This is a genomic window from Aminobacter sp. DSM 101952 (assembly GCF_001424795.1).
Classification (GTDB): Bacteria; Pseudomonadota; Alphaproteobacteria; order Rhizobiales; family Rhizobiaceae; genus Aminobacter; species Aminobacter aganoensis.
The window spans coordinates 74,888-98,955 of sequence record NZ_LMCL01000035.1; the positions used below are offsets into that span (position 1 = coordinate 74,888).

Annotated in this window: 21 protein-coding genes and 1 pseudogene; 18 read left to right on the forward strand and 4 right to left on the reverse strand. The window is 65.3% G+C overall.

All coding sequences use genetic code 11. The annotated features are described in order from the left end of the window. The first annotated feature begins 106 nt into the window (after positions 1-106). The 7 genes from pheS to ASC75_RS24430 all read left to right on the forward strand — a co-directional run bounded on the left by pheS (position 107) and on the right by ASC75_RS24430 (position 7,232). The gene (gene pheS, locus ASC75_RS24400; protein WP_055981979.1) at positions 107-1,192 is read left to right on the forward strand and encodes a phenylalanine--tRNA ligase subunit alpha; all 1,086 of its coding nucleotides are present in this window, start codon (positions 107-109) and stop codon (positions 1,190-1,192) included. Beyond that, positions 1,189-1,620, forward strand: coding sequence for an ASCH domain-containing protein (locus ASC75_RS24405; RefSeq protein WP_055981984.1), 432 nt, complete (start codon positions 1,189-1,191; stop codon positions 1,618-1,620). The genes pheS and ASC75_RS24405 overlap by 4 nt, the downstream gene beginning before the upstream one ends. Then, positions 1,617-4,022 carry a phenylalanine--tRNA ligase subunit beta gene (gene pheT / locus ASC75_RS24410; protein WP_055981987.1) on the forward strand — a complete coding sequence of 802 codons (2,406 nt, stop codon included), beginning with the start codon at positions 1,617-1,619 and terminating at the stop codon, positions 4,020-4,022. Before ASC75_RS24405 ends, pheT begins: the two co-directional genes overlap by 4 nt. Before the next feature lie 96 nt (positions 4,023-4,118). After that, complete coding sequence (locus ASC75_RS24415; protein WP_055981989.1) at positions 4,119-4,697, forward strand: cytochrome b; 579 nt, start codon at positions 4,119-4,121, stop codon at positions 4,695-4,697. A 69-nt stretch (positions 4,698-4,766) separates the two neighbouring features. Beyond that, complete coding sequence (locus tag ASC75_RS24420) at positions 4,767-5,345, forward strand: YceI family protein (RefSeq protein WP_055981993.1); 579 nt, start codon at positions 4,767-4,769, stop codon at positions 5,343-5,345. A gap of 93 nt (positions 5,346-5,438) precedes the next feature. Further along, on the forward strand, positions 5,439-6,425 hold the full coding sequence (locus ASC75_RS24425; RefSeq protein WP_055981996.1) for a Gfo/Idh/MocA family oxidoreductase: 987 nt from the start codon (positions 5,439-5,441) through the stop codon (positions 6,423-6,425). 108 nt (positions 6,426-6,533) lie between these two features. Next, a complete protein-coding gene (locus ASC75_RS24430; RefSeq protein ID WP_055982006.1) occupies positions 6,534-7,232 on the forward strand; it encodes a spermidine synthase in 699 nt (232 codons plus the stop codon). Positions 7,233-7,974: 742 nt separating this feature from the next. Here the strand turns inward: ASC75_RS24430 and ASC75_RS24435 are convergent. Next, positions 7,975-9,027 carry a zinc metalloprotease HtpX gene (locus ASC75_RS24435; protein ID WP_244487927.1) on the reverse strand — a complete coding sequence of 351 codons (1,053 nt, stop codon included), beginning with the start codon at positions 9,025-9,027 and terminating at the stop codon, positions 7,975-7,977. Positions 9,028-9,299: 272 nt separating this feature from the next. Between ASC75_RS24435 and dnaK the strand changes: the two genes are divergently transcribed. The 6 genes from dnaK (at position 9,300) to ASC75_RS24465 (ending at position 14,962) form a co-directional block, all read left to right on the forward strand. After that, positions 9,300-11,216, forward strand: coding sequence for a molecular chaperone DnaK (gene dnaK / locus ASC75_RS24440; RefSeq protein ID WP_055982012.1), 1,917 nt, complete (start codon positions 9,300-9,302; stop codon positions 11,214-11,216). Between the two features lie 191 nt (positions 11,217-11,407). Next, a complete protein-coding gene (gene dnaJ, locus ASC75_RS24445) occupies positions 11,408-12,541 on the forward strand; it encodes a molecular chaperone DnaJ (RefSeq protein WP_055982014.1) in 1,134 nt (377 codons plus the stop codon). Positions 12,542-12,640: 99 nt separating this feature from the next. Beyond that, positions 12,641-13,246, forward strand: a complete 606-nt coding sequence (pmtA, locus tag ASC75_RS24450) for a phospholipid N-methyltransferase PmtA (RefSeq protein ID WP_055982018.1) — start codon at positions 12,641-12,643, stop codon at positions 13,244-13,246. Positions 13,247-13,361: 115 nt separating this feature from the next. Next, positions 13,362-13,958, forward strand: coding sequence for an NAD(P)H-dependent oxidoreductase (locus tag ASC75_RS24455; protein WP_055982021.1), 597 nt, complete (start codon positions 13,362-13,364; stop codon positions 13,956-13,958). Continuing rightward, a complete protein-coding gene (pyrF, locus tag ASC75_RS24460; RefSeq protein ID WP_055982023.1) occupies positions 13,955-14,653 on the forward strand; it encodes an orotidine-5'-phosphate decarboxylase in 699 nt (232 codons plus the stop codon). The genes ASC75_RS24455 and pyrF overlap by 4 nt, the downstream gene beginning before the upstream one ends. Before the next feature lie 21 nt (positions 14,654-14,674). Next, complete coding sequence (locus ASC75_RS24465) at positions 14,675-14,962, forward strand: DUF1330 domain-containing protein (protein WP_055982026.1); 288 nt, start codon at positions 14,675-14,677, stop codon at positions 14,960-14,962. 60 nt (positions 14,963-15,022) lie between these two features. Here the strand turns inward: ASC75_RS24465 and ASC75_RS24470 are convergent, their stop codons facing one another. Next, positions 15,023-15,763 (reverse strand): metallophosphoesterase family protein, encoded by a 741-nt coding sequence (locus ASC75_RS24470; protein WP_055982028.1) that lies wholly within the window; start codon positions 15,761-15,763, stop codon positions 15,023-15,025. Positions 15,764-16,105: 342 nt separating this feature from the next. Here ASC75_RS24470 and ASC75_RS24475 point away from each other — a divergent pair, with 342 nt between their 5' ends. The 3 genes from ASC75_RS24475 (at position 16,106) to ASC75_RS24485 (ending at position 19,008) form a co-directional block, all read left to right on the forward strand. Beyond that, positions 16,106-17,377 carry a polyhydroxyalkanoate depolymerase gene (locus tag ASC75_RS24475; protein ID WP_055982335.1) on the forward strand — a complete coding sequence of 424 codons (1,272 nt, stop codon included), beginning with the start codon at positions 16,106-16,108 and terminating at the stop codon, positions 17,375-17,377. A gap of 304 nt (positions 17,378-17,681) precedes the next feature. Then, on the forward strand, positions 17,682-18,311 hold the full coding sequence (locus tag ASC75_RS24480; protein WP_055982031.1) for a transglutaminase-like cysteine peptidase: 630 nt from the start codon (positions 17,682-17,684) through the stop codon (positions 18,309-18,311). 145 nt (positions 18,312-18,456) lie between these two features. Beyond that, a complete protein-coding gene (locus ASC75_RS24485; protein ID WP_162244958.1) occupies positions 18,457-19,008 on the forward strand; it encodes a GNAT family N-acetyltransferase in 552 nt (183 codons plus the stop codon). Positions 19,009-19,086: 78 nt separating this feature from the next. Here the strand turns inward: ASC75_RS24485 and ASC75_RS24490 are convergent, their stop codons facing one another. Beyond that, entirely contained in the window at positions 19,087-20,619 is a 1,533-nt protein-coding gene (locus ASC75_RS24490) for a YifB family Mg chelatase-like AAA ATPase (RefSeq protein ID WP_055982037.1), read from the reverse strand. A 234-nt stretch (positions 20,620-20,853) separates the two neighbouring features. Here ASC75_RS24490 and ASC75_RS24495 point away from each other — a divergent pair, with 234 nt between their 5' ends. Together ASC75_RS24495 and cml are read left to right on the forward strand one after the other, a co-directional pair. Continuing rightward, complete coding sequence (locus tag ASC75_RS24495; RefSeq protein ID WP_055982040.1) at positions 20,854-21,891, forward strand: diguanylate cyclase; 1,038 nt, start codon at positions 20,854-20,856, stop codon at positions 21,889-21,891. A 228-nt stretch (positions 21,892-22,119) separates the two neighbouring features. Continuing rightward, positions 22,120-23,300: pseudogene (gene cml, locus ASC75_RS24500) on the forward strand (CmlA/FloR family chloramphenicol efflux MFS transporter). Positions 23,301-23,332: 32 nt separating this feature from the next. On the opposite strand, the gene ASC75_RS24505 reads toward cml, so the two are convergent. Next, positions 23,333-23,998, reverse strand: coding sequence for an NYN domain-containing protein (locus ASC75_RS24505; RefSeq protein ID WP_055982043.1), 666 nt, complete (start codon positions 23,996-23,998; stop codon positions 23,333-23,335). Positions 23,999-24,068 lie beyond the last annotated feature (70 nt).

The window sequence follows — 24,068 nt, forward strand, 5'->3', positions numbered from 1 at the left end:
TTCCCAAGCATCACTGACTTGATTTGGGAAACCCGCGCTGGCACGGCTGGCGCGGGTTTTTCTTTGCAGCAACGAAGGGCCGTTAGGGCCGCAACGGAACTGGACCATGAGCGATCTTGAAACTCTCGAACAGTCGCTGCTGAGCGACATCGCTTCCGCCTCCGACGAGCAGGCGATCGAGGCGGTGCGCGTCGCCGCCCTCGGCAAGAAGGGCTCGGTCTCGGAGATGCTGAAGACCCTCGGCGGCATGAGTGCCGAAGAGCGCCAGACCAAGGGCCCGGCGATCAACGGCCTGAAGAATCGCGTCACCGATGCGCTCACCGCCCGCAAGTCCGAGCTGCGCGATGTCGCCATCAATGCGCGTCTGATCGCCGAAAAGGTCGATGTGACGCTGCCGGTGCGCCAGTCGCCGGCCGAGCGCGGCCGCATCCACCCGATCAGCCAGGTCATCGACGAGATCGCGGCGATCTTCGGCGACCTCGGCTTCGCCATCGCCGAAGGCCCCGATGTCGAGACCGACCACTATAATTTCACCGCGCTGAACTTCCCCGAGGGGCATCCGGCGCGCGAGATGCACGACACCTTCTTCTTCCCGCCGGATGCCAATGGCGAGCGCAAGCTCCTGCGCACCCACACCTCGCCGGTGCAGATACGCACCATGGAGACGCAGAAGCCGCCGATCCGCATCGTCATCCCGGGCAAGACCTATCGCCAGGATTCGGACGCCACCCACTCGCCGATGTTCCATCAGGTCGAGGGCCTGGTGATCGACAAGACCGCCAACATCGCCAACATGAAGTGGGTGCTGGAGGAGTTCTGCAAGGCATTCTTCGAGGTGCCCTCGGTCAAGATGCGCTTCCGCCCGTCCTTCTTCCCGTTCACCGAGCCGAGCCTCGAGGTCGACATCCAGTGCGACCGTTCGCGTCCCGGCGAGGTGCGCTTCGGCGAAGGCAACGACTGGATGGAGATTCTCGGCTGCGGCATGGTTCATCCGAACGTGCTGCGCCATGGCGGTCTCGATCCCGACGAGTACCAGGGGTTCGCCTGGGGCATGGGCATCGACCGCATCGCCATGCTGAAATACGGCATGCCCGACCTGCGCGCCTTCTTCGACGCCGATGTCCGCTGGCTCCAGCACTATGGCTTCCGTCCACTCGATATGCCGACCTTGTTCGGTGGCCTGAGCGCATGATCGACGCCGCCGACCGATATGCCGGTGCGGTGACCTTCGCCTTCGGCGACAGCCCGGAGCTCGCCGACGAGCTGCTGGCGCTGGTGCTGTCGGGCAAGAAGACAGCGACCTGCGGCGCCTTGCGTGACTACGGTGGCGACGAGCCGGTGCCCGAGGTCGGCCGACGCGACGTGGTGCTCGACGGCCAGGGCCGCAGGGCGGCCGTCATCGAGACCGTCGAGGCGATCCAGCGTCGCTTCGACGAGGTCGATGCCGAATTTGCTGCCGCGGAAGGCGAGGGCGACCTGTCCTATGAATACTGGCGTCAGGCCCACGAGGCCTATTTCGCCCGCAATGGCGGCTTCTCGCCGGACATGATTTTGGTTTGTGAGCGGTTCCGCGTGGTGGAAGTGCTCGACCGCAACGACACGAAACGAGTGAACCCATGAAATTCACGCTCTCCTGGCTCAAGGATCATCTCGACACCGACGCCACGCTCGACCAGATCGTCGAGCGCCTGACCTCGATCGGCCTCGAAGTCGAGTCCGTCGACGACAAGGCGGCCCTCAAGCCTTTCGTCATCGCCAAGGTGCTGACGGCAAGCAGGCACCCCGACGCCGACAAGCTGCAGGTCCTGATCGTCGACACCGGTGACGGCAAGCCGGTACAGGTCGTCTGCGGCGCGCCTAACGCCCGCGCGGGCCTGGTCGGTGCCTTCGCCGCGCCCGGCGCTTATGTGCCCGGCATCGACGTCACCCTGTCGGTCGGCAAGATCCGTGGCGTTGAAAGCCACGGCATGATGTGCTCCGAGCGCGAGCTGCAGCTGTCGGACGAGCACAACGGCATCATCGACCTGCCGGCCGATGCGCCCGTCGGCACGTCCTTCGCTGCCTATGCCCATCTCGACGATCCGATGATCGAGATCAACCTGACGCCGAACCGCCCCGACGCCACCAGCGTCCACGGCATCGCCCGCGACCTCGCGGCGTCCGGCATGGGCACGCTCAAGGGTGATGCGGTCGAAGCTATTGCCGGCGAAGGCGACTGCCCGGTCAAGGTCTCGATCGAGGCGCCCGAACTCTGCCCGGGCTTTGCCCTGCGCCTGGTGCGCGGCGTCAAGAACGGTCCCGCGCCCAAGTGGATGCAGCAGCGCCTGCTGGCCATTGGCCTGCGCCCCATCAGCGCACTGGTCGATATCACGAATTATCTCACCTTCGATCGCGGCCGGCCGCTGCACGTCTACGATTTGAAGAAGGTCGTGGGCAATCTGGTCGTCCGACGGGCTCTGGAGGGGGAGAAGGTGCTGGCACTCGACGGGCGCGAGTACACTCTGACTCCAGAGATGTGCACCATTGCCGATGCTGAAGGCGCCGATTCCATCGCTGGCGTCATGGGTGGCGAGCACACGGGCTGCGACGAGAACACGACCGACGTGCTGATCGAGTCGGCTCTGTGGGCGCCGCTCAACGTCGCCCGCACCGGCCGCACGCTCGGCATCATCACCGATGCGCGTTACCGCTTCGAGCGCGGTGTCGACCCCGAATTCATGGTTCCGGGTATCGAGCTGGCAACGAAGCTGGTGCTGGAGCTCTGCGGAGGCCAGCCGACGAAAACCGATGTCGTCGGCTATGCCGGCCATCAGGCCAAGGTCGTCTCCTTCCCGCTCAGCGAGGTCAAGCGCCTGACCGGCATCGAGGTTGCCAAGGCCGAGAGCCTCGACATCCTCACCCGCCTCGGTTTCGGCGTGAAGGGCAATGGCGACGTCGTCGACGTCTCCGTGCCGTCCTGGCGCCCCGATGTCGACGGCAAGGCCGACCTCGTCGAGGAGGTCATGCGCATCCACGGCGTCGACAACATCGCGCCGCAGCCGCTCGGCGCGCCTGATGCCGTCAACGGCAAGATATTGACCACGCTGCAGATCCGCACCCGCTCGGCGCGGCGCGCGCTCGCCGTGCGCGGCATGATGGAGGCCGTCACCTGGTCTTTCATTCCGGCAAAGCACGCCGAGCTGTTCGGCGGCGGCCAGGACAGCCTCAAGCTGTCGAACCCGATCGCAGCCGACATGTCGGACATGCGGCCTTCGCTGCTGCCCGGCCTGATCGCCGCGGCCCAGCGCAACGCCGACCGTGGCCTTGGCGACGTCGCCTTGTTCGAAGTCTCCGGCACCTATGAGAGCGACACCGCCGAAGGCCAGCGCCGTGTCGCCGCCGGCGTCCGCCGCGGCACCGCCAAGCTCGAAGGCTCGGGCCGCAACTGGTCCGGCAATGCAGGCAATGTCGGCGTCTTCGACGCCAAGGCCGATGCCATCGCCGCACTCGAAGCCTGCGGCGCACCGGTCGACCGGCTGCAGATCGAGACCGGTGCCCCGGCCTGGTACCACCCCGGCCGCTCGGGCGTGATCAAGCTCGGCCCCAAGGTCGTGCTCGGCACCTTCGGCGAGTTCCATCCGAGGACGCTCGAAGGCCTCGACGTGTCGGGCCCGCTCTGCGGCTTCGAGGTTTACGTCGATGCCATCCCCGAGCCCAAGGCCAAGCCGACCAAGACCAAGCCGAAGCTCGAACTGTCGGCCTTCCAGGCGGTCAAGCGCGACTTCGCCTTCGTCGTCGACAAGGCCGTCGAGGCAGGCACGCTGACTAAGGCAGCGCTTGCCGCCGACAAGAAGCTCATCACCGGCGTTTCGGTCTTCGACATCTTCGAAGGCGCGTCGCTCGGCGAGGGCAAGAAGTCGGTTGCCATCGAAGTGTCGATCCAGCCGCAGGAAAAGACGCTGACCGACCAGGACTTCGAGGCGCTCGCGGCCCGCATCGTCGAGAACGTCAAGAAGCAGACCGGCGGCGCGTTGCGCAGCTGATTGCCGGATAGCCGAATGCTGGAAAAGGCCGGGCCTCGAGCCTGGCCTTTTTCGTTGCCGGGAAACATTCGTCCTTCCCGCTCGTTGAAGCCAGCGATGCTGCGCAACACCGATACCCGTTATGGCTGGGCGTCGATCGGCCTCCACTGGCTGATCGCTCTCCTGTTCATCGGCCAGTTCGGGCTCGGGCTGGTGATGGTCCGCATCGCCAGCCAGCGCATCGCGTTCGAGCTGATCCAGCTGCACAAATCCTTCGGTTTCCTGCTGCTTGGGCTGGTGCTGGTCCGCATCGGCTGGCGGCTCGGCAATGCCAGTCCAGAACTGCCCGAGGAGGTTGGGCCGATGGAGCGGCGGGCGGCGCCTGCCGTGCATGTCCTGCTCTATGCCGTTCAGCTCGTCGTGCCGCTGTCGGGCTGGGTGCTGGTGTCGGTCTCGGTGCTCGAAATCCCGTCGATGCCGTTCAATCTGTTCGTCATGCCGCATCTGCCGCTGCAGGTGTCCGATGCGGCCGAGACATTCTGGATCTTCGGCCACAAATGGCTGGCCTACGCCGGCATCGCGCTGGTCGTGCTGCACGTGCTGGCGGCGCTGCGACATCATTTCTGGCTGCGCGATGTGGTGCTGGTGCGGATGATCTCGCCCTTTTTCCCAACGTCCGCGCGAAAGCCGGAATAGCCGCCGCCACCCGTTCGTTTGTCTCGGTGCGTGGCTCGTGTGAGCCGTGTCCTCAGGGAGTATGGTGACATGTCTTTGCGTGTTCTTGGCCTAGCAGCCCTCGTTGCGTTCGGCCTGGTCGACAGCACCGCTTCGGCGGTGGCGCTGTCGGATGCCGCCGGCCGGTATGCCATTTCCAACAACGGCTCGAGCATCCGCTTTGCCATCGGCAAGATCGGCGGCGGCGGGCTGAACGGCGCCTTCGGTCAGTTCAAGGGCACGATCCGCATCGATGGCGGCGACATCGGCCGCTCGCGTGTCGACCTCACCATCTTCCCAGACAGCGTCGGCACCGGCCAGGGCCGAGTCGACGCCTTCCTGAAGTCGGACGCCGTCTTCGATGTCGCCAATTCGCGCCAGATCACCTTCCGCTCGACAAGCGTCCAGCGCACTGGCGACAACTCGGCCGTCATCACCGGCCAGCTGACGGCGCGCGGTCACACCTTCACCGAAAAGTTCACCGCCGAACTGCAGGGCATGAAGGGCGGGCAGATCAGCTTCCATGTCAGCGGCAAGGTGTTCCGCTCGCGCTACCAGATGGATGTCGGCACGCCGATCTATTCCAACATCGTCGCCTTCGACATGCAGTTCAGCGGCCGCCGCGGCTGAGCGCCCTGCCCGAAACCTCTGGCGTTTCGCCGCTGCTTCCGCCAAGCTCGGCGACGCGCCGGGCTGGCGCGCAGTCCGTTTCGGGAGGGTCAGATGTTTCGCTGGGGTGTACTTTCGACAGCCAAGATCGGCCGCGAGCAGCTGCTGCCGGCGATTGCCGATTCCACCAACGGCGTGGTCGCCGCGATCGCCAGCCGCGACGTCGCCAAGGCCCGGGCGCTCGCCGACCGGTTCGGCGCGCGCCATGCCTTCGGCTCCTATGAAGAGCTGCTCGCCTCCGACACGGTCGACGGCGTCTACATTCCGCTGCCGACCTCGCAGCATCTCGAATGGGCGGCGAAGGCGGCCGAGGCGGGCAAGCACGTGCTGGTCGAAAAGCCGCTGGCGCTGAACGCCGCCGACATCGCCCCGCTGATCGAGATCCGCGACCGCAGGAAGGTCATCGTTTCCGAGGCCTTCATGGTCACCTACCACCCGCAATGGATCAAGGTGCGCGACCTGATTGCCGGCGGCGCCATCGGCAAGCTGCGCCATGTCCAGGGTGCTTTCTCCTATTTCAACGTCGACCCCAACAACATGCGCAACCAGCTCGACCTCGGCGGCGGCGCACTGCCCGACATCGGCGTCTATCCGACCGTGTCGACGCGGTTTTCGACCGGCAAGGAGCCGCAACGCGTCCAGGCCAGCATCGAGCGCGATCCGAAATTCGGCACCGACATTTATTCCAGCGTGCGCGCCGACTTCGGCGAGTTTGAGCTGTCCTTTTACCTCTCGACCCAGCTCGCCAACCGCCAGCTGATGGTCTTCCATGGCGACAAGGGCTTCATCGAGGTGCGCTCGCCCTTCAATGCCGGGCTCTACGAGCAGGAGCGCGTCGAGCTGCACAATGCCGGCCACAACGAAACGACGGTGTTCCATTTCTCCGGCGCCAAGCAGTACCGGCTCGAGGTCGAGGCCTTCGTCCGCGCCGCGCAAGGCGGGCCCGACCACGTCTTCTCGCTCGAAGAATCGGTGCTCAACCAGAAGGTCATCGACGCTATCTTCCGCGCCGGCGACCATGACGGCTGGGAGAAGGTCTAGGCATCCCAACCTTCGCGCCGGCTTGCCGCCGGTAGCGCGAAGGCTGTCGTTTGCGCCGTGCCGTGCTAGGGAGCGCCGCATGATGTCCGATATGGAAGGCGCGCGGCGATGATTCCCTGGATAGTGCTCGACACCGCGAAGATTCCGGGCGGCGGCGAACTGCGCCTCAAGCAGCGCGGCACCGAGTTTTCGATCATGCTCGGTTCCAACGAGCTGATGAACAGCCGCCTGAGCGGCTCCGAGGAGGCGCTGGCGAAGCTCGCCTGCGACCGCATCGGCGGCCGCAGCAAACCGACGATCCTGATCGGCGGCCTCGGCATGGGCTTTACGCTCCGCGCCGCCCTGGCGCTTCTTGGCAAGGATGCCCGCATCGTCGTCGCCGAACTGGTGCCCGAGGTGATCGCCTGGGCGCGCGGGCCGATGGCCGAGGTCTTCGGCGGTTGCCTCGACGATCCGCGCGTCGAGGTGGTGGAGGGCGATGTCGGCAGGCTCATCCGCGATGGTGCCGGCACCTATGATGCCATCCTGCTCGACGTCGACAACGGCCCCGAGGGCCTGTCGCGCGACGCCAATGACAGCCTTTACAACTATGCCGGCCTCCATGCCGCCAAGACCGCGTTGAAGCCGGGCGGCGTGCTGACCGTGTGGTCGCAAGGGCCCGACAAATCGTTCTCGCGCCGTCTGCACGAGAGTGGTTTCGTCACCGACGAGGTCAAGGTCCGCGCCAGCACCAAGGGCGGCGGCGCAAGGCATGTCGTCTGGGTGGCGGCGAGCGGCGGAGCGCCCAAGCCGAAGGGCCGGAGGTAGCGCGCTCTTGCCTTCTCCCCTTGTGGGCGAAGGTGCCCCGCCCCTCGACAAACTCGGGAGGGCGGATGAGGGGTGCATACGCTCGGATGTGTTCGCCATTCAGAGCCCCCTCCTGCAACCTCTCATTCCTTCCAACACCCCTCATCCGACCTCGCTTTGCTCGGCCACCTTCTCCCACAAGGGGAGAAGGCAAGTCCCTGCCTTGCCACGCTCGCTTTCGCGCCTGGCCATTGCTTGCGAAAAGGTTCGGGAAGCGGGGCGCGAGGCCGTGCCTTCCGATAGTGTCTTATGTGGCGCGACGTCCGCGCCCCGCCGGCGATTTCTGTTCCCGCCCGTTCCGCTTCCTGGAGCCTGGGCATTGGTGCCCTTGCCCACCCTAGCGCATCGTCCAGCGCACCCGGGCCGTAGTGCCCGGAGGGGAACCCTCGGACGGAACCTCCCCGGGCAACAGGCTACGTTGGCCCATTGCCGGAGGCGCCGGTTCCTCCCCACATGCCACCGTCGCGACCGGTGTTCCCGCGGGAGGAACTGCCGATGATTGTACGGGAGACTTCTGGGGGCGTGGAAAAGAGGGGCGCCGCTATCCGCGGAGGTTGGTGACAGATGGTGACAGGATGCACCGATGTCGTGATGCCGAAGCTGCACCGGTGGTCCGGGATTCCGGAAATGGCTCTACACCGTCGTTGCAACGCTCCATCAGGAAATCTCCACCCCCGTGGAAAATCTGTCCACGCCTCGACAGTCACCACCACACCCCGCCGCGCGTCACACGGATACGCGGGCGGCCTTTGTCGGGTGGGTTGAGCGGGGTTTCGCAGGCGGGCCGCGTGTCGTCGGCGAAGTCGCTGTTGGCGGCGTTGATGAAGCCGCGGGCGCCGCCCGGCAGGTAGGTTCCGGGATGGGAGCGGATCTTCGGGATCATCGAGGGCCGCGGCGCACGCGGCAGGTCCGGTGCGCCGGCGGCGGCAATCTCGTCGGCGACATCCCCCTTCAGCGCCCGGAGCCGAGCGACGCGGTCGGCGGTCAGCGGATGGCTGCGCAGCACCGAGGGGTCGGGAATGCGGCCGCTGGGCAAGAGGATGTTTTCCCACAGCTTGCCTTGCGCGCGTTCGAGCTTGGTCAGCGCCGAAGCCAGCCCGTCAGGATCGCCGGTCAAGGCTGCCGCGCCAAGATCGGCATCGAATTCGCGGGTGCGCGACAGCGCCATCTGCAAGAGCCCTCCGACGGTGGGCGCGGCCAGCAGGACCAGCACCGCCAGCCACGGCACCTGGGCGCGGAAGCCGCCGGCAAAGCCGAACAGGTTGAAGAACAGGGAAAACAGGCCGACCGTCGACATGAACGAGGTGAAGCGCGACACCATGTCGGCGAAGGCCATCACCTTCACGTCCTCATGGGCGATGTGGCTGATTTCGTGGGCGAGAACGCCGGCCAGCTCGCGCGGGGTGAGGCTGCGTGCGAGCGCGTCGGTGACGGCGATCGCTGCGTCTTCGCGGCGGCCGACGGCGAAGGCATTCATCATCTTGGACGGGATGACGTAGAGTTTGGGCACCGCCGGCAGCTCGGCGCGGCGGGCGAGTTCCTGGACGATGCGGAAGCCGGCGGGAAAGTCGGCCGCGCTGACCTCCCTTGCCTTGTACATCGACAGCACCATCTGTGGGCTGATGCGCCGCACCGCCCACATCGAGACGGCGCCGAAGATCAGTGCATAAAGCAGGCCGGTGCTGCCGGCGAAGGCCCAGGCGGTGATGCCGAGCAGCAACAGGCTGCCGGCCCCGAGCAGCCAGGTTTGCAGCATATTCAGTGTACGGTTGCGCCGATGCTCGAATAGGTTGATGGAATGCAGCTCGCTCATGCCTGGAATATGAGCTTGCCACAGGCTTTTGCCGAGTCCCGGTGCAGGAAATTTGCAGAACGCTTGCGCTGCCAGAAGCCTGTTCTTATATACGCCGCAACACCGCTTCGGCCCGGAAAACCGGTGTCCGGAGCGGCATTTCGAGTGAACAGGGGCTTTCATCGGAACGCCTTTATGGGTCCGGAAAGCCTGCTTAGCGGAGAGAAGACGTAAAAATGGCAAAAGTTATCGGCATCGACCTGGGAACGACCAATTCCTGCGTCGCCGTCATGGACGGCAAGGACGCGAAAGTCATCGAGAACGCGGAAGGCGCGCGCACGACCCCTTCCATCGTCGCCTTCAGCGGTGACGGCGAGCGTCTCGTCGGCCAGCCGGCCAAGCGCCAGGCGGTCACCAATCCTGAAAACACCGTCTTTGCGGTCAAGCGCCTGATCGGCCGCCGCTATGACGACCCGGTCACCGCCAAGGACAAGAAGCTTGTCCCCTACGAGATCGTCAATGGCGACAATGGCGACGCCTGGGTCGAGGCCGGCGGCAAGAAACAGTCGCCCAGCCAGATCTCGGCGATGATCCTGCAGAAGATGAAGGAAACGGCGGAAGCCTATCTCGGCGAGAAGGTCGAGAAGGCCGTCATCACCGTTCCGGCCTATTTCAACGACGCCCAGCGCCAGGCCACCAAGGATGCCGGCAAGATCGCCGGCCTCGAAGTGCTGCGCATCATCAACGAGCCGACCGCGGCAGCGCTGGCCTATGGCCTCGACAAGACCGAAGGCAAGACCATTGCGGTCTATGACCTTGGCGGCGGCACCTTCGACATTTCCGTGCTCGAGATCGGCGACGGCGTGTTCGAGGTCAAGTCGACCAACGGCGATACCTTCCTCGGCGGCGAAGACTTCGACATGCGCCTGGTCGAGTACCTGGCGGCCGAGTTCAAGAAGGAACAGGGCATCGACCTGAAGAACGACAAGCTTGCCCTGCAGCGCCTCAAGGAAGCTGCGGAAAAGGCCAAGATCGAGCTGTCGTCGACGACCCAGACCGAAATCAACCTGCCCTTCATCACCGCTGACGCCACCGGCCCGAAGCACCTGACGCTGAAACTGTCGCGCGCCAAGTTCGAGCAGCTGGTCGACGACCTCGTCCAGCGCACGATCGAGCCGTGCAAGGCAGCGCTCAAGGATGCCGGCCTCAGGGCTGGCGAGATCGACGAAGTGGTCCTGGTCGGCGGCATGACCCGCATGCCCAAGATCCAGGAGATCGTGAAGCAGTTCTTCGGCAAGGAGCCGCACAAGGGCGTCAACCCCGATGAGGTGGTTGCTCTCGGTGCCGCCATCCAGGCAGGCGTGCTGCAGGGCGACGTCAAGGACGTGCTGCTGCTCGACGTGACCCCGCTGTCCCTCGGCATCGAGACGCTGGGCGGCGTGTTCACCCGCCTGATCGAGCGCAACACCACGATCCCGACCAAGAAGAGCCAGGTCTTCTCGACGGCTGAGGATTCCCAGTCGGCCGTGACCATCCGCGTCTTCCAGGGCGAGCGTGAAATGGCTGCCGACAACAAGATGCTCGGCCAGTTCGACCTCGTCGGCATTCCGCCCGCACCGCGCGGCGTGCCGCAGATCGAAGTGACCTTCGACATCGACGCCAACGGCATCGTCAATGTCTCGGCCAAGGACAAGGGCACCGGCAAGGAGCACCAGATCCGCATCCAGGCTTCTGGCGGTCTCTCCGACGCCGACATCGACAAGATGGTCAAGGACGCCGAGGTCAATGCCGAGGCCGACAAGAAGCGCAAGGCGCTGGTCGAGGCACGCAACCAGGCCGAAAGCCTGCTGAACTCGTCGGAAAAGTCGCTGAAGGACTATGGCGATAAGGTCACCGAGGCCGACCGCACCGCGATTTCGGATGCGATCGCCGCGCTGAGGACCGCCACCGAGGGCGACGACGCAGAAGCGATCAATGCCAAGTCGCAGGCGCTCGCCGAAGCTTCGATGAAGCTCGGCCAGGCGATGTACGAGGCTTCGCAGAAGGAAGCGGCCGAATCCGACGCCGCGGCTGACGCGGCCAAGGACAGCGACGTCGTCGACGCCGATTTCGAGGAAATCGACGACAACGACGACAAGAAGAAGTCGGCCTAAGTGTCTATTTCGAGGCTCTGACAAGAAAGCCCGGCGGTTTGGCCGGGCTTTTTTGCAACCTGAAGCGAAAAAATGCGGCGAAAGCCGCGCAAACTCTGGCATCGCGGCCTCAGGCTCACTAAATCGAAGCCTGTCGCCAGGAAACCGGCAAACAATGCCACAAGACATTGGGCAACCGGCAGCGGGAAGATATGAAAGCTGATTTCTACGAAACGCTGGGCGTTCAGAAGGGCGCTGACGAGAAGGAGCTGAAGTCGGCCTTCCGCAAGCTCGCCATGCAGTTCCATCCCGACCGCAATCCCGGCGACGATGCCTGCGAGCACAAGTTCAAGGAAATCAACGAAGCCTACGAGACGCTGAAGGACCCGCAGAAGCGCGCCGCCTACGACCGCTTCGGCCACGCCGCCTTCGAGAATGGCGGCATGGGCAATGGCGGGGGCCAGGGTTTTGGCGCCGGCGGTTTCGCCGACATCTTCGAGGACATCTTCGGCGACATGATGGGCGGGCGGCAGCGCCGCTCGTCGGGCGGGCGCGAACGCGGCGCCGACCTGCGCTACAACATGGAAATCACGCTCGAGGAGGCCTTTGCCGGCAAGACCGCGCAGATCCGCGTGCCGACCTCGATCCTGTGCACCGAATGCGCCGGTTCCGGCGCCAAGCCCGGCACCCAGCCGGTGACCTGCTCGATGTGCGCCGGCCACGGCAAGGTGCGCGCCAGCCAGGGCTTCTTCTCGATCGAACGCACCTGCCCGCAGTGCCAGGGCCGCGGCCAGACCATCAAGGACCCGTGCGGCAAGTGCGCCGGCCAGGGCCGCGTCACCGAGGAGCGCTCGCTGTCGGTCAACATTCCCTCGGGCATCGAGGACGGCACCCGCATCCGCCTCGCCAATGAGGGCGAAGCCGGCCTGCGCGGCGGCCCGTCGGGCGACCTCTACATCTTCCTGTCGGTCAAGCCGCACGAGTTCTTCCAGCGCGATGGCGCCGACCTGTATTGCAAGGTGCCGATCTCGATGACCACCGCCGCCCTTGGCGGTTCGTTCGAGGTGGCGACGCTCGATGGTACCCAGACGCGGGTGAAAGTGCCCGAAGGCACCCAGAACGGCCGCCAGTTCCGGCTCAAGGGCAAGGGCATGCCGATCCTGCGCCAGCCGCAGGTCGGGGACCTCTACATCCAGACCGCGGTCGAGACGCCGCAGAGCCTGACGCGGCGCCAGCGCGAGCTGCTGGAGGAATTCGAGAAGCTGTCCTCGACCGAGAATTCGCCGCAGTCGAGCGGTTTCTTCTCGCGCATGAAGGACTTTTTCGAGTCCTTCGGCGAGAAGTGAGAATTGTTTCTGCCGTAACGTAAATTGAGCCAGCTTTCCGCTTGCCTTGAGCCACTTTGCTGGTATTTCTCCCGCAGCAGGGGTGAGGAGATCAAAGCGATGCCACGTGGTTCCGGATTGCGCAAAACCCTTGCGGCCAAGTTCGACGACGAGTTGAAGTTCTTCAAAGGCTGGATCGACAAGCCGAAAGCCGTGGGTTCGATCGTGCCGACGAGCTCGGTCACGGCAAAGCGCATGGCCTCGGTCATCGACACCAGGTCCGGCCTGCCGGTGCTCGAGGTCGGCCCCGGAACCGGCGTCATCACCAAGGCGATCCTGGCCCACGGCGTCAAGCCGGAAGACCTCTACACCGTTGAATATTCAGCCGATTTCGTCCAGCACCTGCGCCGGCTTTACCCGCGCGTCAACGTCATCGAGGGCGATGCCTTCGCACTCGACGCCACGCTCGGCGACAAGAAGGACCTGGTGTTCGATTCGGTCATCTCTGGTGTGCCGCTGCTCAACTTCCCCGTCGCCAGCCGCGTCGCCTATCTCGAGGGCCTGCTCAAGCGCATTCCCGCCGGTCGCCCGGTGATCCAGCTCACCTACGGGCCGAAGTCGCCGATTCCGCCGGGACTGGGCAACTACACGGTCGAGCACTTCGACTTCGTCATCCGCAACATCCCGCCGACCCAGCTCTGGGTCTATCGCCGCGGCAAGCACTGACCTTGCCGCTCGGGTGCGAATCCGGGCTGAAAACCGCTTCATGTTTTTCCGATTTGCTCTATACCCGCAGCCATGACACTGAGCGCGCGCCTGGACGCGCGCAGCAGGATGGTTGATGCCGATAATTCCCAGGATCCTCGTCTTTGCCGGTTCGACCAGGACCGGCGCCTATAGCGGCCGGACCGCCGATTGCGCCCAGAAGGAATTGGCGCTGCAGGGCGCCGACGTGACCCGCATCTCGCTGGCCGATTATGCGCTGCCGCTGATGAACGAGGACCTCGAAGACCAGGAAGGCGTGCCCGAAAACGCCGTGAAGCTCGCCCGCCTGATCGACATGCATGACGCGGTGCTGATCGCCACCCCCGAATACAACGGCTCGATGCCGCCGCTGCTCAAGAATGCCATCGACTGGGTCAGTCGCGTCAGCCGCGACGGTACCACGCGGCTTCGGCCCTACCCCGACAAGCTGGTGGCCATCTGCTCCTCCTCCGACGGGCATTTTGCCGGCATCCGCAGCGCCAACCATCTGCGTGCCGTGCTGTCGCATATCCAGATGGACGTAATCTCGCCGCAGGTTTCGGTGCCGCATGGCGGCCAGGCCTTCGACGACAACGGCGATTTCCGCGAAGAACGCCTGCGCAAGGGCATGGAGCGGCTGTGCCGCGAACTGATCCAGCGGGCGATATTGCTGTCAACGAGGACCGAGCCATGAACATTGAAGCAGTGCGCGACAGGCTGATCGTCGGACTGGACGTGCCCACGGTGAAGGACGCCGAGCGGGCGGTGCGCGATCTCGACGGCACCGCCACCTTCTTCAAGATCGGCTACCAGTTGGCCTTTGCCGGCGGGCTCGACTTCGCCCGCGAACTCGCCAGCGACGGCAAGAAGGTGTTCCTCGACATGAAGCTGCTGGACATCGACAACACGGTGGCCAAGGGCGTCGAGAACATCGTCAAGATGGGCATGACGATGCTGACCCTGCACGCCTATCCCAAGGCGATGAAGGCAGCCGTCGAAGCGGCCAGGGGCAGCGACCTCTGCCTGCTCGCCGTCACCGTGCTGACCTCGATGGACGAAAAGGACGTGATCGACGCGGGTTACGAATATGACCCCCACACGCTGGTGCTGCGCCGCGCCGAACAGGCGCTCAAGGCGGGCATGGGCGGCATCGTCTGCTCGGCCAGCGAAGCGTCCGCCGTGCGCCGCATCGTCGGCCCGAGCATGGCCGTGGTGACGCCGGGCATCCGTCCGGCGGGCAGCGACCACGGCGACCAGAAGCGCGTCGTCACGCCGGCCGATGCCATCCGCAACGGCTCGAGCCATCTCGTCGTCGCCCGGCCGATCGTCGGCGCGGTTGACAGGCGGGCCGCCGCCCAGGCTATCCTGGAAGAGATGGCGCAGGCCTGAGCATTTTTCGGGGAGGAATTCATGACCAAGGCTTACTGGATCGCACGCGTCGACGTGCGCGACCCCGAGGGCTACAAGGGCTATGTCGCGGCGGCCAAGCCGGCATTCGAGCGCTTCGGCGCCAAGTTCATCGCCCGCGGCGGTGCCCATGAGGCGGTGGAAGGCCCCGGCCGCGCCCGCAACGTCATCATCGAGTTCGCCTCGATGGACGACGCCCGCAACTGCTATTTCTCGCCGGAATACCAGCACGCCAAGTCGATCCGCCAGCAATTCGCCGACGGCGAGATCATGCTGGTCGAGGGCATCTGACTTTCGAGCTGCGGAGGCGCTGACGCAGTTCTCCTGGCAGGCTGCGCCGCGCTATTGCCGTCAGGCGGGCGGCATCCGCCCGGTGCTGACGGAATAGGCCACCGCATCGCGGCCGGCCTGCTCCGCCTGCCGTGCGGCGGCCTCGAAATCATAGGGAACGGCGCGCAGTTCCGCCGCCCATCCGCCGGCGAGCTTTTCAACGATTGCATAGCGCGCGTGCGGCGTGCCTGCCTCCATCACATGCGGGACGGGCGACGTGTCGCGATATCCCGGCATGCCGACGCTGCCGGGATTGACGATCAGCACGCCTCCTGATGTGGCGATTCGCGGGATGTGGGTGTGTCCGCACAGGACCACGCGTGCCCGGCCGATTCCGGCGAGCCTAGGCAGGATGGCCTCTTGCCTGTCCAGCATGGGCCGGCCGGAACTCACGTCCTCCAACAGATATTCGAGGTCGCCGCCGGCCGGGCTGCCGTGGCAGGCAAACACCTCGCCATCGGCCAATTCGAGCGTGGCCGGCAGGCCGGCGATCCACTGGAAATGCGCGTCGGTCAGGCGCGGCCTCGCGAAGGCATCCGAAAACCCCGTATCGCCTGCCAGCAACTGGCGTTCGTGATTGCCGGCAACAGTCGGGCAGTCGAGGGCAATCTGCATGTCCGCGCTGCGCGCCGGATCGAACGGGCCGGAGACCAGATCGCCGAGATTGACGACGAGATCGACCGAGGACGCCTGGATGTGGGCGATGACTGCCTCGAGCGCCAGCGCGTTTCCGTGAACATCAGCGATTGCAGCTATCCGCATGGGCCTTCCCGTCCGTATCCGCGCCAGGGGCGACGCTAGTGCAAGCTGCCGTCGGCTGCAAACAGGGCCTCCCGCCTTGCTGGCCGGCGTGTTCCGGTTCGCACCTGCGATGTCTGCGCCTGCCTGTTCGTGCGTCAGATTTCGGCACTGCACAATGTCAAGGCATGCCATTTGTAAGCCGGCGGGCGCATTGGAAACGCTTTTTCAACAGCTTGGACTAAAGGATGACCCTGTTTCGCACCAAGTCGGATATTGCATCGCAGCAGATGTTTGCTACCTTTCGCTGCATTGCATGACGGGCCTCCGGCCGGCTCGCCTCCCGAATGGCCGTATGAGGACATCATGTTTTACCAGCTCTATGAATCGACCCATGCCGCGCTGCAGCCGGCGCGCGCGTACGCGGATGCGGTCAAGCTGTTCTATTCCAACCCGCTGAATCCCTTCTCGCACATGCCGCTCGGCCGCTCCGTGGCGGCGATGGCCGAGCTGTTCGAGCGCACCACCCGCCGCTATGGCAAGCCGGCCTTCGGCCTCGACAAGACGGTGGTCGACTGGCAGCCGGTGGCGGTGACCGAGAAGGTCGCCTGGTCGCGGCCGTTCTGCAACCTGATCCGTTTCGAGCGCGACCTGCCCGCTGGCCGCCGTCCCGATCCCAAGCTTCTGATCGTCGCGCCGATGTCGGGCCACTATGCCACGCTGCTGCGCGGCACGGTCGAGGCCATGCTGCCCCATGCCGACGTCTACATCACCGACTGGGCCGATGCCCGCATGGTGCCGGTGACCGAGGGCAAGTTCGATCTCGACGACTACATCGACTATGTCATCGACATGTTCCACGCGCTGGGACCCGACACCCATGTGATGGCGGTGTGCCAGCCCTCGGTGCCGGTGCTGGCCGCCGTCGCCGTCATGGAAGCCCGAGGCGACCGCTTCGCGCCATCGACCATGACGCTGATGGGCGGGCCGATCGACACGAGGCGCAACCCGACCGCGGTCAACGAGCTCGCCGAGAAGAAGAGCATCGACTGGTTCCGCGACAACGTCATCATGCAGGTGCCGTGGCCGGCGCCGGGCTTCACCCGCGACGTCTATCCGGGCTTCCTGCAGCTGTCGGGTTTCATGACAATGAACCTCGACCGCCACATCATCGCCCACAAGGACTTCTTCATGCACCTGGTGAAGAACGACGGCGACAGCGCGGAGAAGCACCGCGACTTCTACGACGAATATCTGGCGGTGATGGACCTGACCGCCGAGTTCTACCTGCAGACGGTCGACACCGTGTTCGTGCGCCACGCGCTGCCCAAGGGCGAGATGACCCATCGCGGCCAGCCGGTCGACACGTCGGCGATCCGCAACGTCGCGCTGTTCACCGTCGAGGGCGAGAACGACGACATTTCCGGCCTCGGCCAGACGCAGGCCGCGCATGACCTGTGCCGCAACATCCCCGGGGAGATGAAGGCGCATTACATGCAGCCGTCCGTCGGCCACTACGGCGTCTTCAACGGCTCGCGCTTCCGCGCCGAGATCGTGCCGCGCATCGTCGACTTCATGGCCAGCTATGGCGCGTCGGTGCGCAAGCCGGCCAAGCCACGGCTGGTGCGCAAGGCCTGATCTCAGGCCTCCGCAGGCGACGTCCGTCTTATCCACAGCAGGGCCCGGCGCCAACCGCCGGGCCCTTCTGCTTTGTGGGGGCCGAGCGGAGCGCAGGCGACGGCCTAAGCCCTTGAATCCATGCTGTGCGCCGTGCCGAAAGCCGTTCGTCGCTTGCCAGCTGACGCGATGCATCCTGTTGCACAATAGTCGCGTCGCATCACGCGCGGTAACCATGTCTGCAATCTGCCGCGAGCTTCGATTGACTCCGGGCCACCCTCGACCTTAACGTTTTGTTAACGATGTAAAGGGGCGAGCGGGGCAGATGATTTCCGCAGCAGGCGTGCGGTGCGCGGCGGGGCGTACCGGTGTGTTTCTTGGGCTGTTGGCAGGCGCCTTTTTGTCTGCCGGCGCGGCCTTTGCGGCGTCAGAGCCGATGGTCACGGGCGGGCTGACCTCGCAACCGATCGGCCATTACGACTTCTGCCGCCTCAACCCGAGGGAGTGCTCGATCAAGCAGCGCGACACCGGTCCCGAGCAGATGACCGGTGCCCTGTGGCGCAAGATGGTGGCGGTCAACGTCGCCACCAACGCCGCGATCAAGCCGATGAACGACATCGACATCTATGGCCGCGACGAGGTCTGGACCTATCCGGCCAATGGCGAGGGCGACTGCGAGGACTACGTCCTGGAGAAGCGCCGCACGCTGAGCCAGGAAGGCGTCTCGCTGGCGAACCTGCTGATCACCGTCGTGCGCAAGCCCGACGGCGAGGGCCACGCCGTGCTGACCGTGCGCACTTCCAAGGGCGACTTCGTGCTCGACAACCTGACGGACACCGTGCGCCAGTGGGACGAGACCGGCTATCGCTATCTCAAGCGCCAGTCGAGCGAGAACACCGGCCGCTGGGTTTCGATCCGCGAAGGCCAGGAATCGATGGTCGGTTCGGTCAAGTAGCCGGTCAGGCAAGCCCTTCAGCCGCGGCGTCGCAAACCCGACGCTGTCTGCGCGATCCAGCCGGGCGTGTTCCAACGTGGCCGATGTCGAGTAAAGACACCTGCTATCGTGGCATGCGGATGCGTTGGCGAAGGAGCAATCTGGATTGTCCGCCTCGGATCATAAGATCCGCATTGTCCCAGGCTCACCGGAATTGCTGCGGCAATTGGAAGAGCGCGACTACTCGTTTCAGGTGGCGCCACCCTTGGCCAGCGCGGATGCGGTCCAGGCTCACGAGCCATCTGAGCAGCCTTACGGTTTCGACGCGCGTTCGATCAGCGGTCTTTTGAGTGGAGCCGACGGCGCCGTGTTCGTGGCCTTGCTGGATGGAAGGGCTGTCGGTTTCATCGCGGTCAAGAAATCCTGGAACAGGCTGGCCACAGTCGCGGATCTGGCGGTCGATCGCAGCGCTCGCCGCCGCAACGTTGGGCGCCGCCTGATGGATGCGGCGGTTGCCTGGGTGCGGGACAAACAACTGCTCGGGATTCGCCTAGAAACGCAGGGCAACAATCTTCCGGCTTGCAGGTTCTATGCAGCCTGTGGCTTCCAACTCGGCGGAATCGACTGGTTGCTCTACGTGGCGACGGAAGGCAACGACGCTGCACCGGCGTTGTTCTGGTATCTATTTCTCGATCAGCCTGGTGCCGGGACAGGTTAAGGCAGCCCGTGACAGGGACCGCTCGTTCTTTTAGATGAACGACGAAACGGGGGCCGAAATCGCTGCCGGCCGCGCTGCCTATGCCGCCTGGGCCATGCGCTCTGAACCGATGCGGTAGGAGATCGCCTCGGCGAGATGGATGCGGCCGACGGCCTCGCTGGCGTCGAGATCGGCGAGCGTGCGCGCCACCTTGAGGACCCGGTGATAGGCGCGGGCGGAAAAGCCGAGCTTTTCGCTGGCATCGCGCAGCAGCGCCAGCCCGGCGGCATCGGGGATGGCGATGTCCTCGATCAGGCCGGCAGAGCATTGCGCATTGGTGGTGGCACCGGTGACGCCGTGGCGATCCAACCGCTCGCGCTGGATCGTGCGGGCCCGGGCGACACGCGCCGCGACATCCGCGCTCGCCTCCGACCTAGCCGTCCGGATCAGGTCGGTGGCGGAGACCGAGGGCACCTCGATGCGCAGGTCGATGCGGTCGAGCAGCGGACCGGAGATGCGCGCCTGATAGTCGGACTGGCAGCGTGTGCCGCGCAGGCAGCGGTAGCCGGGTTCGCCGGCCATGCCGCAGCGGCACGGGTTCATCGCCGCGACCAACTGGATCCGGGCCGGATAGGTGATGCGGTGGTTGACGCGCGCGATCATGCATTCACCGGTTTCGAGCGGCTGGCGCAGCGAATCGAGCACCTGCGGCGAAAACTCGGGGAACTCATCGAGGAACAGCACGCCGTGATGGGCGAGCGACACTTCGCCCGGCCGCGCCCGCAGGCCGCCGCCGACCATCGCCGCCATCGAGGCCGAGTGGTGCGGTGCGCGGAACGGCCGCCGGTCGGTGAGCTTGCCCTCGGCCAGTTCGCCGGCGACCGAGGCGATCATCGAGACTTCGAGCAGTTCCTTGGGCGACAGCGGCGGCAGGATGGAGGGCAGGCGCGCCGCCAGCATCGACTTGCCGGCGCCGGGCGGGCCGACGAACAGCAGGTTGTGGCCGCCGGCGGCCGCCACTTCGAGCGCCCGCCTGGCGCTTTCCTGGCCCTTGATGTCGGCAAGATCGGCGATGCCGGTGGCCGGCGCGTGGATGCCGGCTTCGGGCCGCGACAGCACCTGTGTGCCGCGGAAATGGTTGGCGATCGCAATCAGGCTGCGCGGCGCCAGGATGTCGATTTCGGGGCCGGCCCAGGCGGCTTCCGGCCCGCTGGCGGCCGGGCAGATCAGCCCCTTGCCCTCGGCATTGGCGCCGATGGCGGCTGGCAGCGCGCCGGCGACCGCCGCGATCGTGCCGTCGAGCGACAGTTCGCCGAGCACGACATAGGCTGCGAGCGCGTCGCCCGGCAACGCGCCCAGCGCCGCCATCAGGCCGAGAGCGATGGGCAGGTCGTAGTGGCTGCCCTCCTTGGGCAGGTCGGCGGGGGCGAGATTGACGGTGACCTTCTTGGCCGGCATCGACAGGCCCGAGGCATGCAGCGCCGCCTGCACCCGCTCGCGGCTCTCGGCCACTGCCTTGTCGGGCAGGCCGACGATCTGCATGCCGACCTTGCCCGGCGCGACCATCACCTGCACGTCGACGGGAACCGCCTCGATGCCCTGGAACGCAACAGTGCGCACGCGCGAAACCATGCCGCCCCTCCGCCCGGCCTCCCCGCGCCTGCGCGAGCAGGTCGTGGAAGAAGTTGGGCAAGACAAGCATAGATTGCATGGGAACGCAAGAACATTTAGGGAACATATCCGGCGATGCTAGCGCCACAAATCGACCCGGCAAAGCAGCTGGATCGTGCCGGCTGGATAGGGAATATTAAATGCTTGCGCGCGAATATAAGGCGCATCACACGAACAAGGCGATCGACGCTCACCATGCGCCAGGGGCTGTCTAAGCGAAAGGTCGGACGGCAGCCGCTTCGCGGCGCGGCCAGGATCGCGCGCCTCGAGGCGCAGCTCGCGGCGCAGGCTGCGCTGATCGAGCAGCAGGCTGCCTCGCTGGCGCACAGCCAGAAGATCTTCGACAGGTCCTCGGCCGCCGCCCGCATCGGCGTCTGGCAATGCAACCTCGCCGATCAGGCGCTGGACTGGACTGACGTCGTCTACGACATCTTCGACCTGCCGCGCGGCTCGGTGCTGGAGCGCAGGGAGATCGTCAAGTGTTATGCGCCGGAGTCGGCGGCGGAGCTGCATGTCAGGCGCAGCAAGGCGATCGAGGACCGCACCGGCTTCGGCCTCGACGCCGAGATCGTCACCGTCAAGGGCAACCGCCGCTGGATCCGCATCACCGCCTGCGTCGAGAGCGAGAACGGCGTCGCCGTGCGCATCTTCGGTCTCAAGCAGGACATCACCGAAGAGAAGATCCTCGCCGACCGGATGCGCTATCTCGCCGAGTTCGACGTCATGACCGGGCTCGCCAACCGGGGCCGGTTCCAGTCGACCCTGCAGGAACTGACTGCGTCCGACGCCGGCAAGCCCGCCGTCGGCGCGCTGCTGCTGATCGATCTCGACGGCTTCAAGCAGATCAACGACACCTTCGGCCACATGGTCGGCGACGAGTGTCTCAAGCAGGTGGCGCGGCGGCTCGAAGCCGCCTGCTGCGGCGCGGAACTCGTATCGCGCATCGGCGGTGACGAGTTCGCCGTGCTGACCGGGCCGCAACACGGCCTGTCCGCGGTGTCCGAACTGGCGCGCGCGATCATCGAAAGGCTCGGCGAGCCGATCGATCACGGCAGTGCGCTGCTCCGGCTCGGCGCCTCCGTCGGCATCGCCCTGTTCGAGGCCGGCACGTCATCGGAGCTGCTGGTCAGGGCCGATACCGCGCTCTACCAGGCCAAGGCGGCGGGCCGCAACACCTTCCGCATCTTCAAGCCGAGCGATACGGCCGGCATGCCCGGCCATCGCGCCGCCTGAGGCCCGATCCGTCTCCGCACAGGCTTGTTGCGCGCAAACCCTGCTGATATGGCTGCCCTGGAGATCAAGGCGAGCAGTCGCGACATGAACATGGGCACAGCCAAGTCCGCAGACAGATAGGCCGCAACAACCCCGAGACGTTGCTGCGGCGCCCTGCCCTCTCATCCCTTAGACAAGCGAAGTAGCAGTTCGCCGCCAGATGAAATTCATTTGAGCGGATGCCTTGTCATGCCCAATCGAAACTGTTCCACCTGGGGCCATTCCCTGCCGGCGGCGCTGCTGCTGATGGCGCCCTTCGACATCCTGGCCTCGCTGGCCATGGACATCTACCTGCCCGTCGTGCCGCAGATGCCTGCCATCCTCGGCACGACGCCCGGCATCGTCCAGCTGACGCTGAGCCTCTACATGATCGTGCTCGGCCTCGGCCAGGTCGTCTTCGGCCCCGTCTCCGACCGCATCGGCCGCCGCCCCGTGCTGCTCGGCGGCGCGGTGCTGTTCGCCATGGCCTCGTTCCTGCTCGCCGTCACATCGTCTGCGGCGGTCTTCTTAGCCCTGCGCGTGGTCCAGGCGCTGGGCGCGTCGGCGGCCCTCGTCGCCACCTTCGCCACGGTGCGCGACGTCTATGCCGAGCGGGCGGAAGGTACCGTCATCTATGGCCTGTTCAGTTCCATGCTGGCCTGCGTGCCGGCGCTCGGCCCGATCGCCGGCGCGCTGGTCGCCGAAAGCCTCGGCTGGCGGGCGATCTTCACGGCGCTGGGCATCCTTGCCCTCGCTGCCGCGCTGAACGCCCTGCCGCGCTGGCACGAGACGCGGCCCAAGGGGGCAACGCAGCCGCGCCCGGCCTTCCGGCAAATCCTGAAGAGTCCCGCTTTTTGGGTCTACACGCTGGGCTTCAGCGCGGCGATGGGCGCGTTCTTCGTCTTCTTCTCGACGGCGCCGCGCGTGCTCATCGACAAGGCCGGCTATTCGCAGCTCGGTTTCAGCCTGGCCTTTGCCACGGCGGCGCTGGCGATGATCGTCACCACGCGCTTCGCCAAATCGTTCGTCGCGCGCTGGGGCATCGCGGGCAGCCTGGCGCGAGGCATGGCGATGCTGATCTTCGGTGCCGCGCTGCTGGCCCTCGGCCAGCTGTTCGCCGAACCGTCGTTCTGGACTTTCGTCGTGCCGATGTGGCTGATTTCGGTCGGCATCGTCTTCGCCGGCTCGGTGACGGCAACGGCGCGCTCGAAGCGTTCGGCAATGCTGCGGGCGCAGCCGTCGCGCTCTATTTCTGTGTCCAGAGCCTGATCGTCGGCATCGTCGGCACGCTGGTCGTCGTCATGCTCGGCGGCGACACGGCCTGGCCGCTGGCGGCCTATTGCGCGGTCATGGCGCTGGTGACGTTGGGCGGCCTCAGGCTGCTACAATGAACATGCTGAGCACGTAAGCGGGCACTCTGATGCTAAACCCAACTGGTTGGCTTGGTGATGGAGATTCCATCAGAAAGGTTGATTGTTGCAGGAAACTGGGATCGAGCCAAATGACCAGGCCGAATCCGAAGATAGAAAGAGGCGACGCCCATCAGGCTTTGGTTTGGGTATTTCACCGGCACTAGGAGGCCTACTCTTTTACCTGCCTCCTGCACTGCAATTCGAATAGGCTCTACGAGATCGGAATCGTTTGTAATTACCACTGCTACATCGAAAGCGTTGGTGAATGCGTCACGCACCAAATGTGAACCAAGGTTTACGTCACTACCCTTTTCTTCGCTCTTGACTACCTTCACCACCGAAGGCGGGGGCATATTCCAGTTGTAGCCATTCGGCTTCGACTGAGGAGGAAGGGCAAGCGGCATCCACGGCTCCGTGATCATGAAGCTCCCCTCGTGGACAGCTATCTGGGGGACTGTTGCGAGCGCGTTCAGGTAGGTTGCTTGCCTGGCGGGAGCTTGCGGATCGTGAGCACGCGCCGAAACCCTCGCAATATAGTAGTTCACTCGAGTTATGACATGCCCAGCTTGCAGGACATTTTCCGCGAGCAGAAGCGGGTTCACCCACTTCACAGCCGGGCGATCCTTGAGCATCCTATAATATAGGTTGAATCCATCGATGTAGACGATGGTACGCATAGTCACCCTCCACCCCTTAAAAAAGCAAAGGCCGCTAAGAAGTTTCCTCCTTTACGGCCTTTGAGCCCAC

Coding starts and splice junctions, on each gene's coding strand:
- ASC75_RS24420 (WP_055981993.1), top strand. CDS start 4,767: ATGTCTTTGCGTGTTCTTGGCCTAGCAGCCCTCGTTGCGTTCGGCCTG.
- ASC75_RS24425 (WP_055981996.1), top strand. CDS start 5,439: ATGTTTCGCTGGGGTGTACTTTCGACAGCCAAGATCGGCCGCGAGCAG.
- ASC75_RS24455 (WP_055982021.1), top strand. CDS start 13,362: ATGCCGATAATTCCCAGGATCCTCGTCTTTGCCGGTTCGACCAGGACC.
- ASC75_RS24435 (WP_244487927.1), bottom strand. CDS start 9,027: ATGCTGCAAACCTGGCTGCTCGGGGCCGGCAGCCTGTTGCTGCTCGGC.
- pheS (WP_055981979.1), top strand. CDS start 107: ATGAGCGATCTTGAAACTCTCGAACAGTCGCTGCTGAGCGACATCGCT.
- ASC75_RS24405 (WP_055981984.1), top strand. CDS start 1,189: ATGATCGACGCCGCCGACCGATATGCCGGTGCGGTGACCTTCGCCTTC.
- ASC75_RS24480 (WP_055982031.1), top strand. CDS start 17,682: ATGATTTCCGCAGCAGGCGTGCGGTGCGCGGCGGGGCGTACCGGTGTG.
- ASC75_RS24470 (WP_055982028.1), bottom strand. CDS start 15,763: ATGCGGATAGCTGCAATCGCTGATGTTCACGGAAACGCGCTGGCGCTC.
- ASC75_RS24475 (WP_055982335.1), top strand. CDS start 16,106: ATGTTTTACCAGCTCTATGAATCGACCCATGCCGCGCTGCAGCCGGCG.
- ASC75_RS24490 (WP_055982037.1), bottom strand. CDS start 20,619: ATGGTTTCGCGCGTGCGCACTGTTGCGTTCCAGGGCATCGAGGCGGTT.
- dnaJ (WP_055982014.1), top strand. CDS start 11,408: ATGAAAGCTGATTTCTACGAAACGCTGGGCGTTCAGAAGGGCGCTGAC.
- ASC75_RS24505 (WP_055982043.1), bottom strand. CDS start 23,998: ATGCGTACCATCGTCTACATCGATGGATTCAACCTATATTATAGGATG.
- ASC75_RS24495 (WP_055982040.1), top strand. CDS start 20,854: ATGCGCCAGGGGCTGTCTAAGCGAAAGGTCGGACGGCAGCCGCTTCGC.
- pmtA (WP_055982018.1), top strand. CDS start 12,641: ATGCCACGTGGTTCCGGATTGCGCAAAACCCTTGCGGCCAAGTTCGAC.
- dnaK (WP_055982012.1), top strand. CDS start 9,300: ATGGCAAAAGTTATCGGCATCGACCTGGGAACGACCAATTCCTGCGTC.
- ASC75_RS24430 (WP_055982006.1), top strand. CDS start 6,534: ATGATTCCCTGGATAGTGCTCGACACCGCGAAGATTCCGGGCGGCGGC.
- pyrF (WP_055982023.1), top strand. CDS start 13,955: ATGAACATTGAAGCAGTGCGCGACAGGCTGATCGTCGGACTGGACGTG.
- pheT (WP_055981987.1), top strand. CDS start 1,617: ATGAAATTCACGCTCTCCTGGCTCAAGGATCATCTCGACACCGACGCC.
- ASC75_RS24465 (WP_055982026.1), top strand. CDS start 14,675: ATGACCAAGGCTTACTGGATCGCACGCGTCGACGTGCGCGACCCCGAG.
- ASC75_RS24415 (WP_055981989.1), top strand. CDS start 4,119: ATGCTGCGCAACACCGATACCCGTTATGGCTGGGCGTCGATCGGCCTC.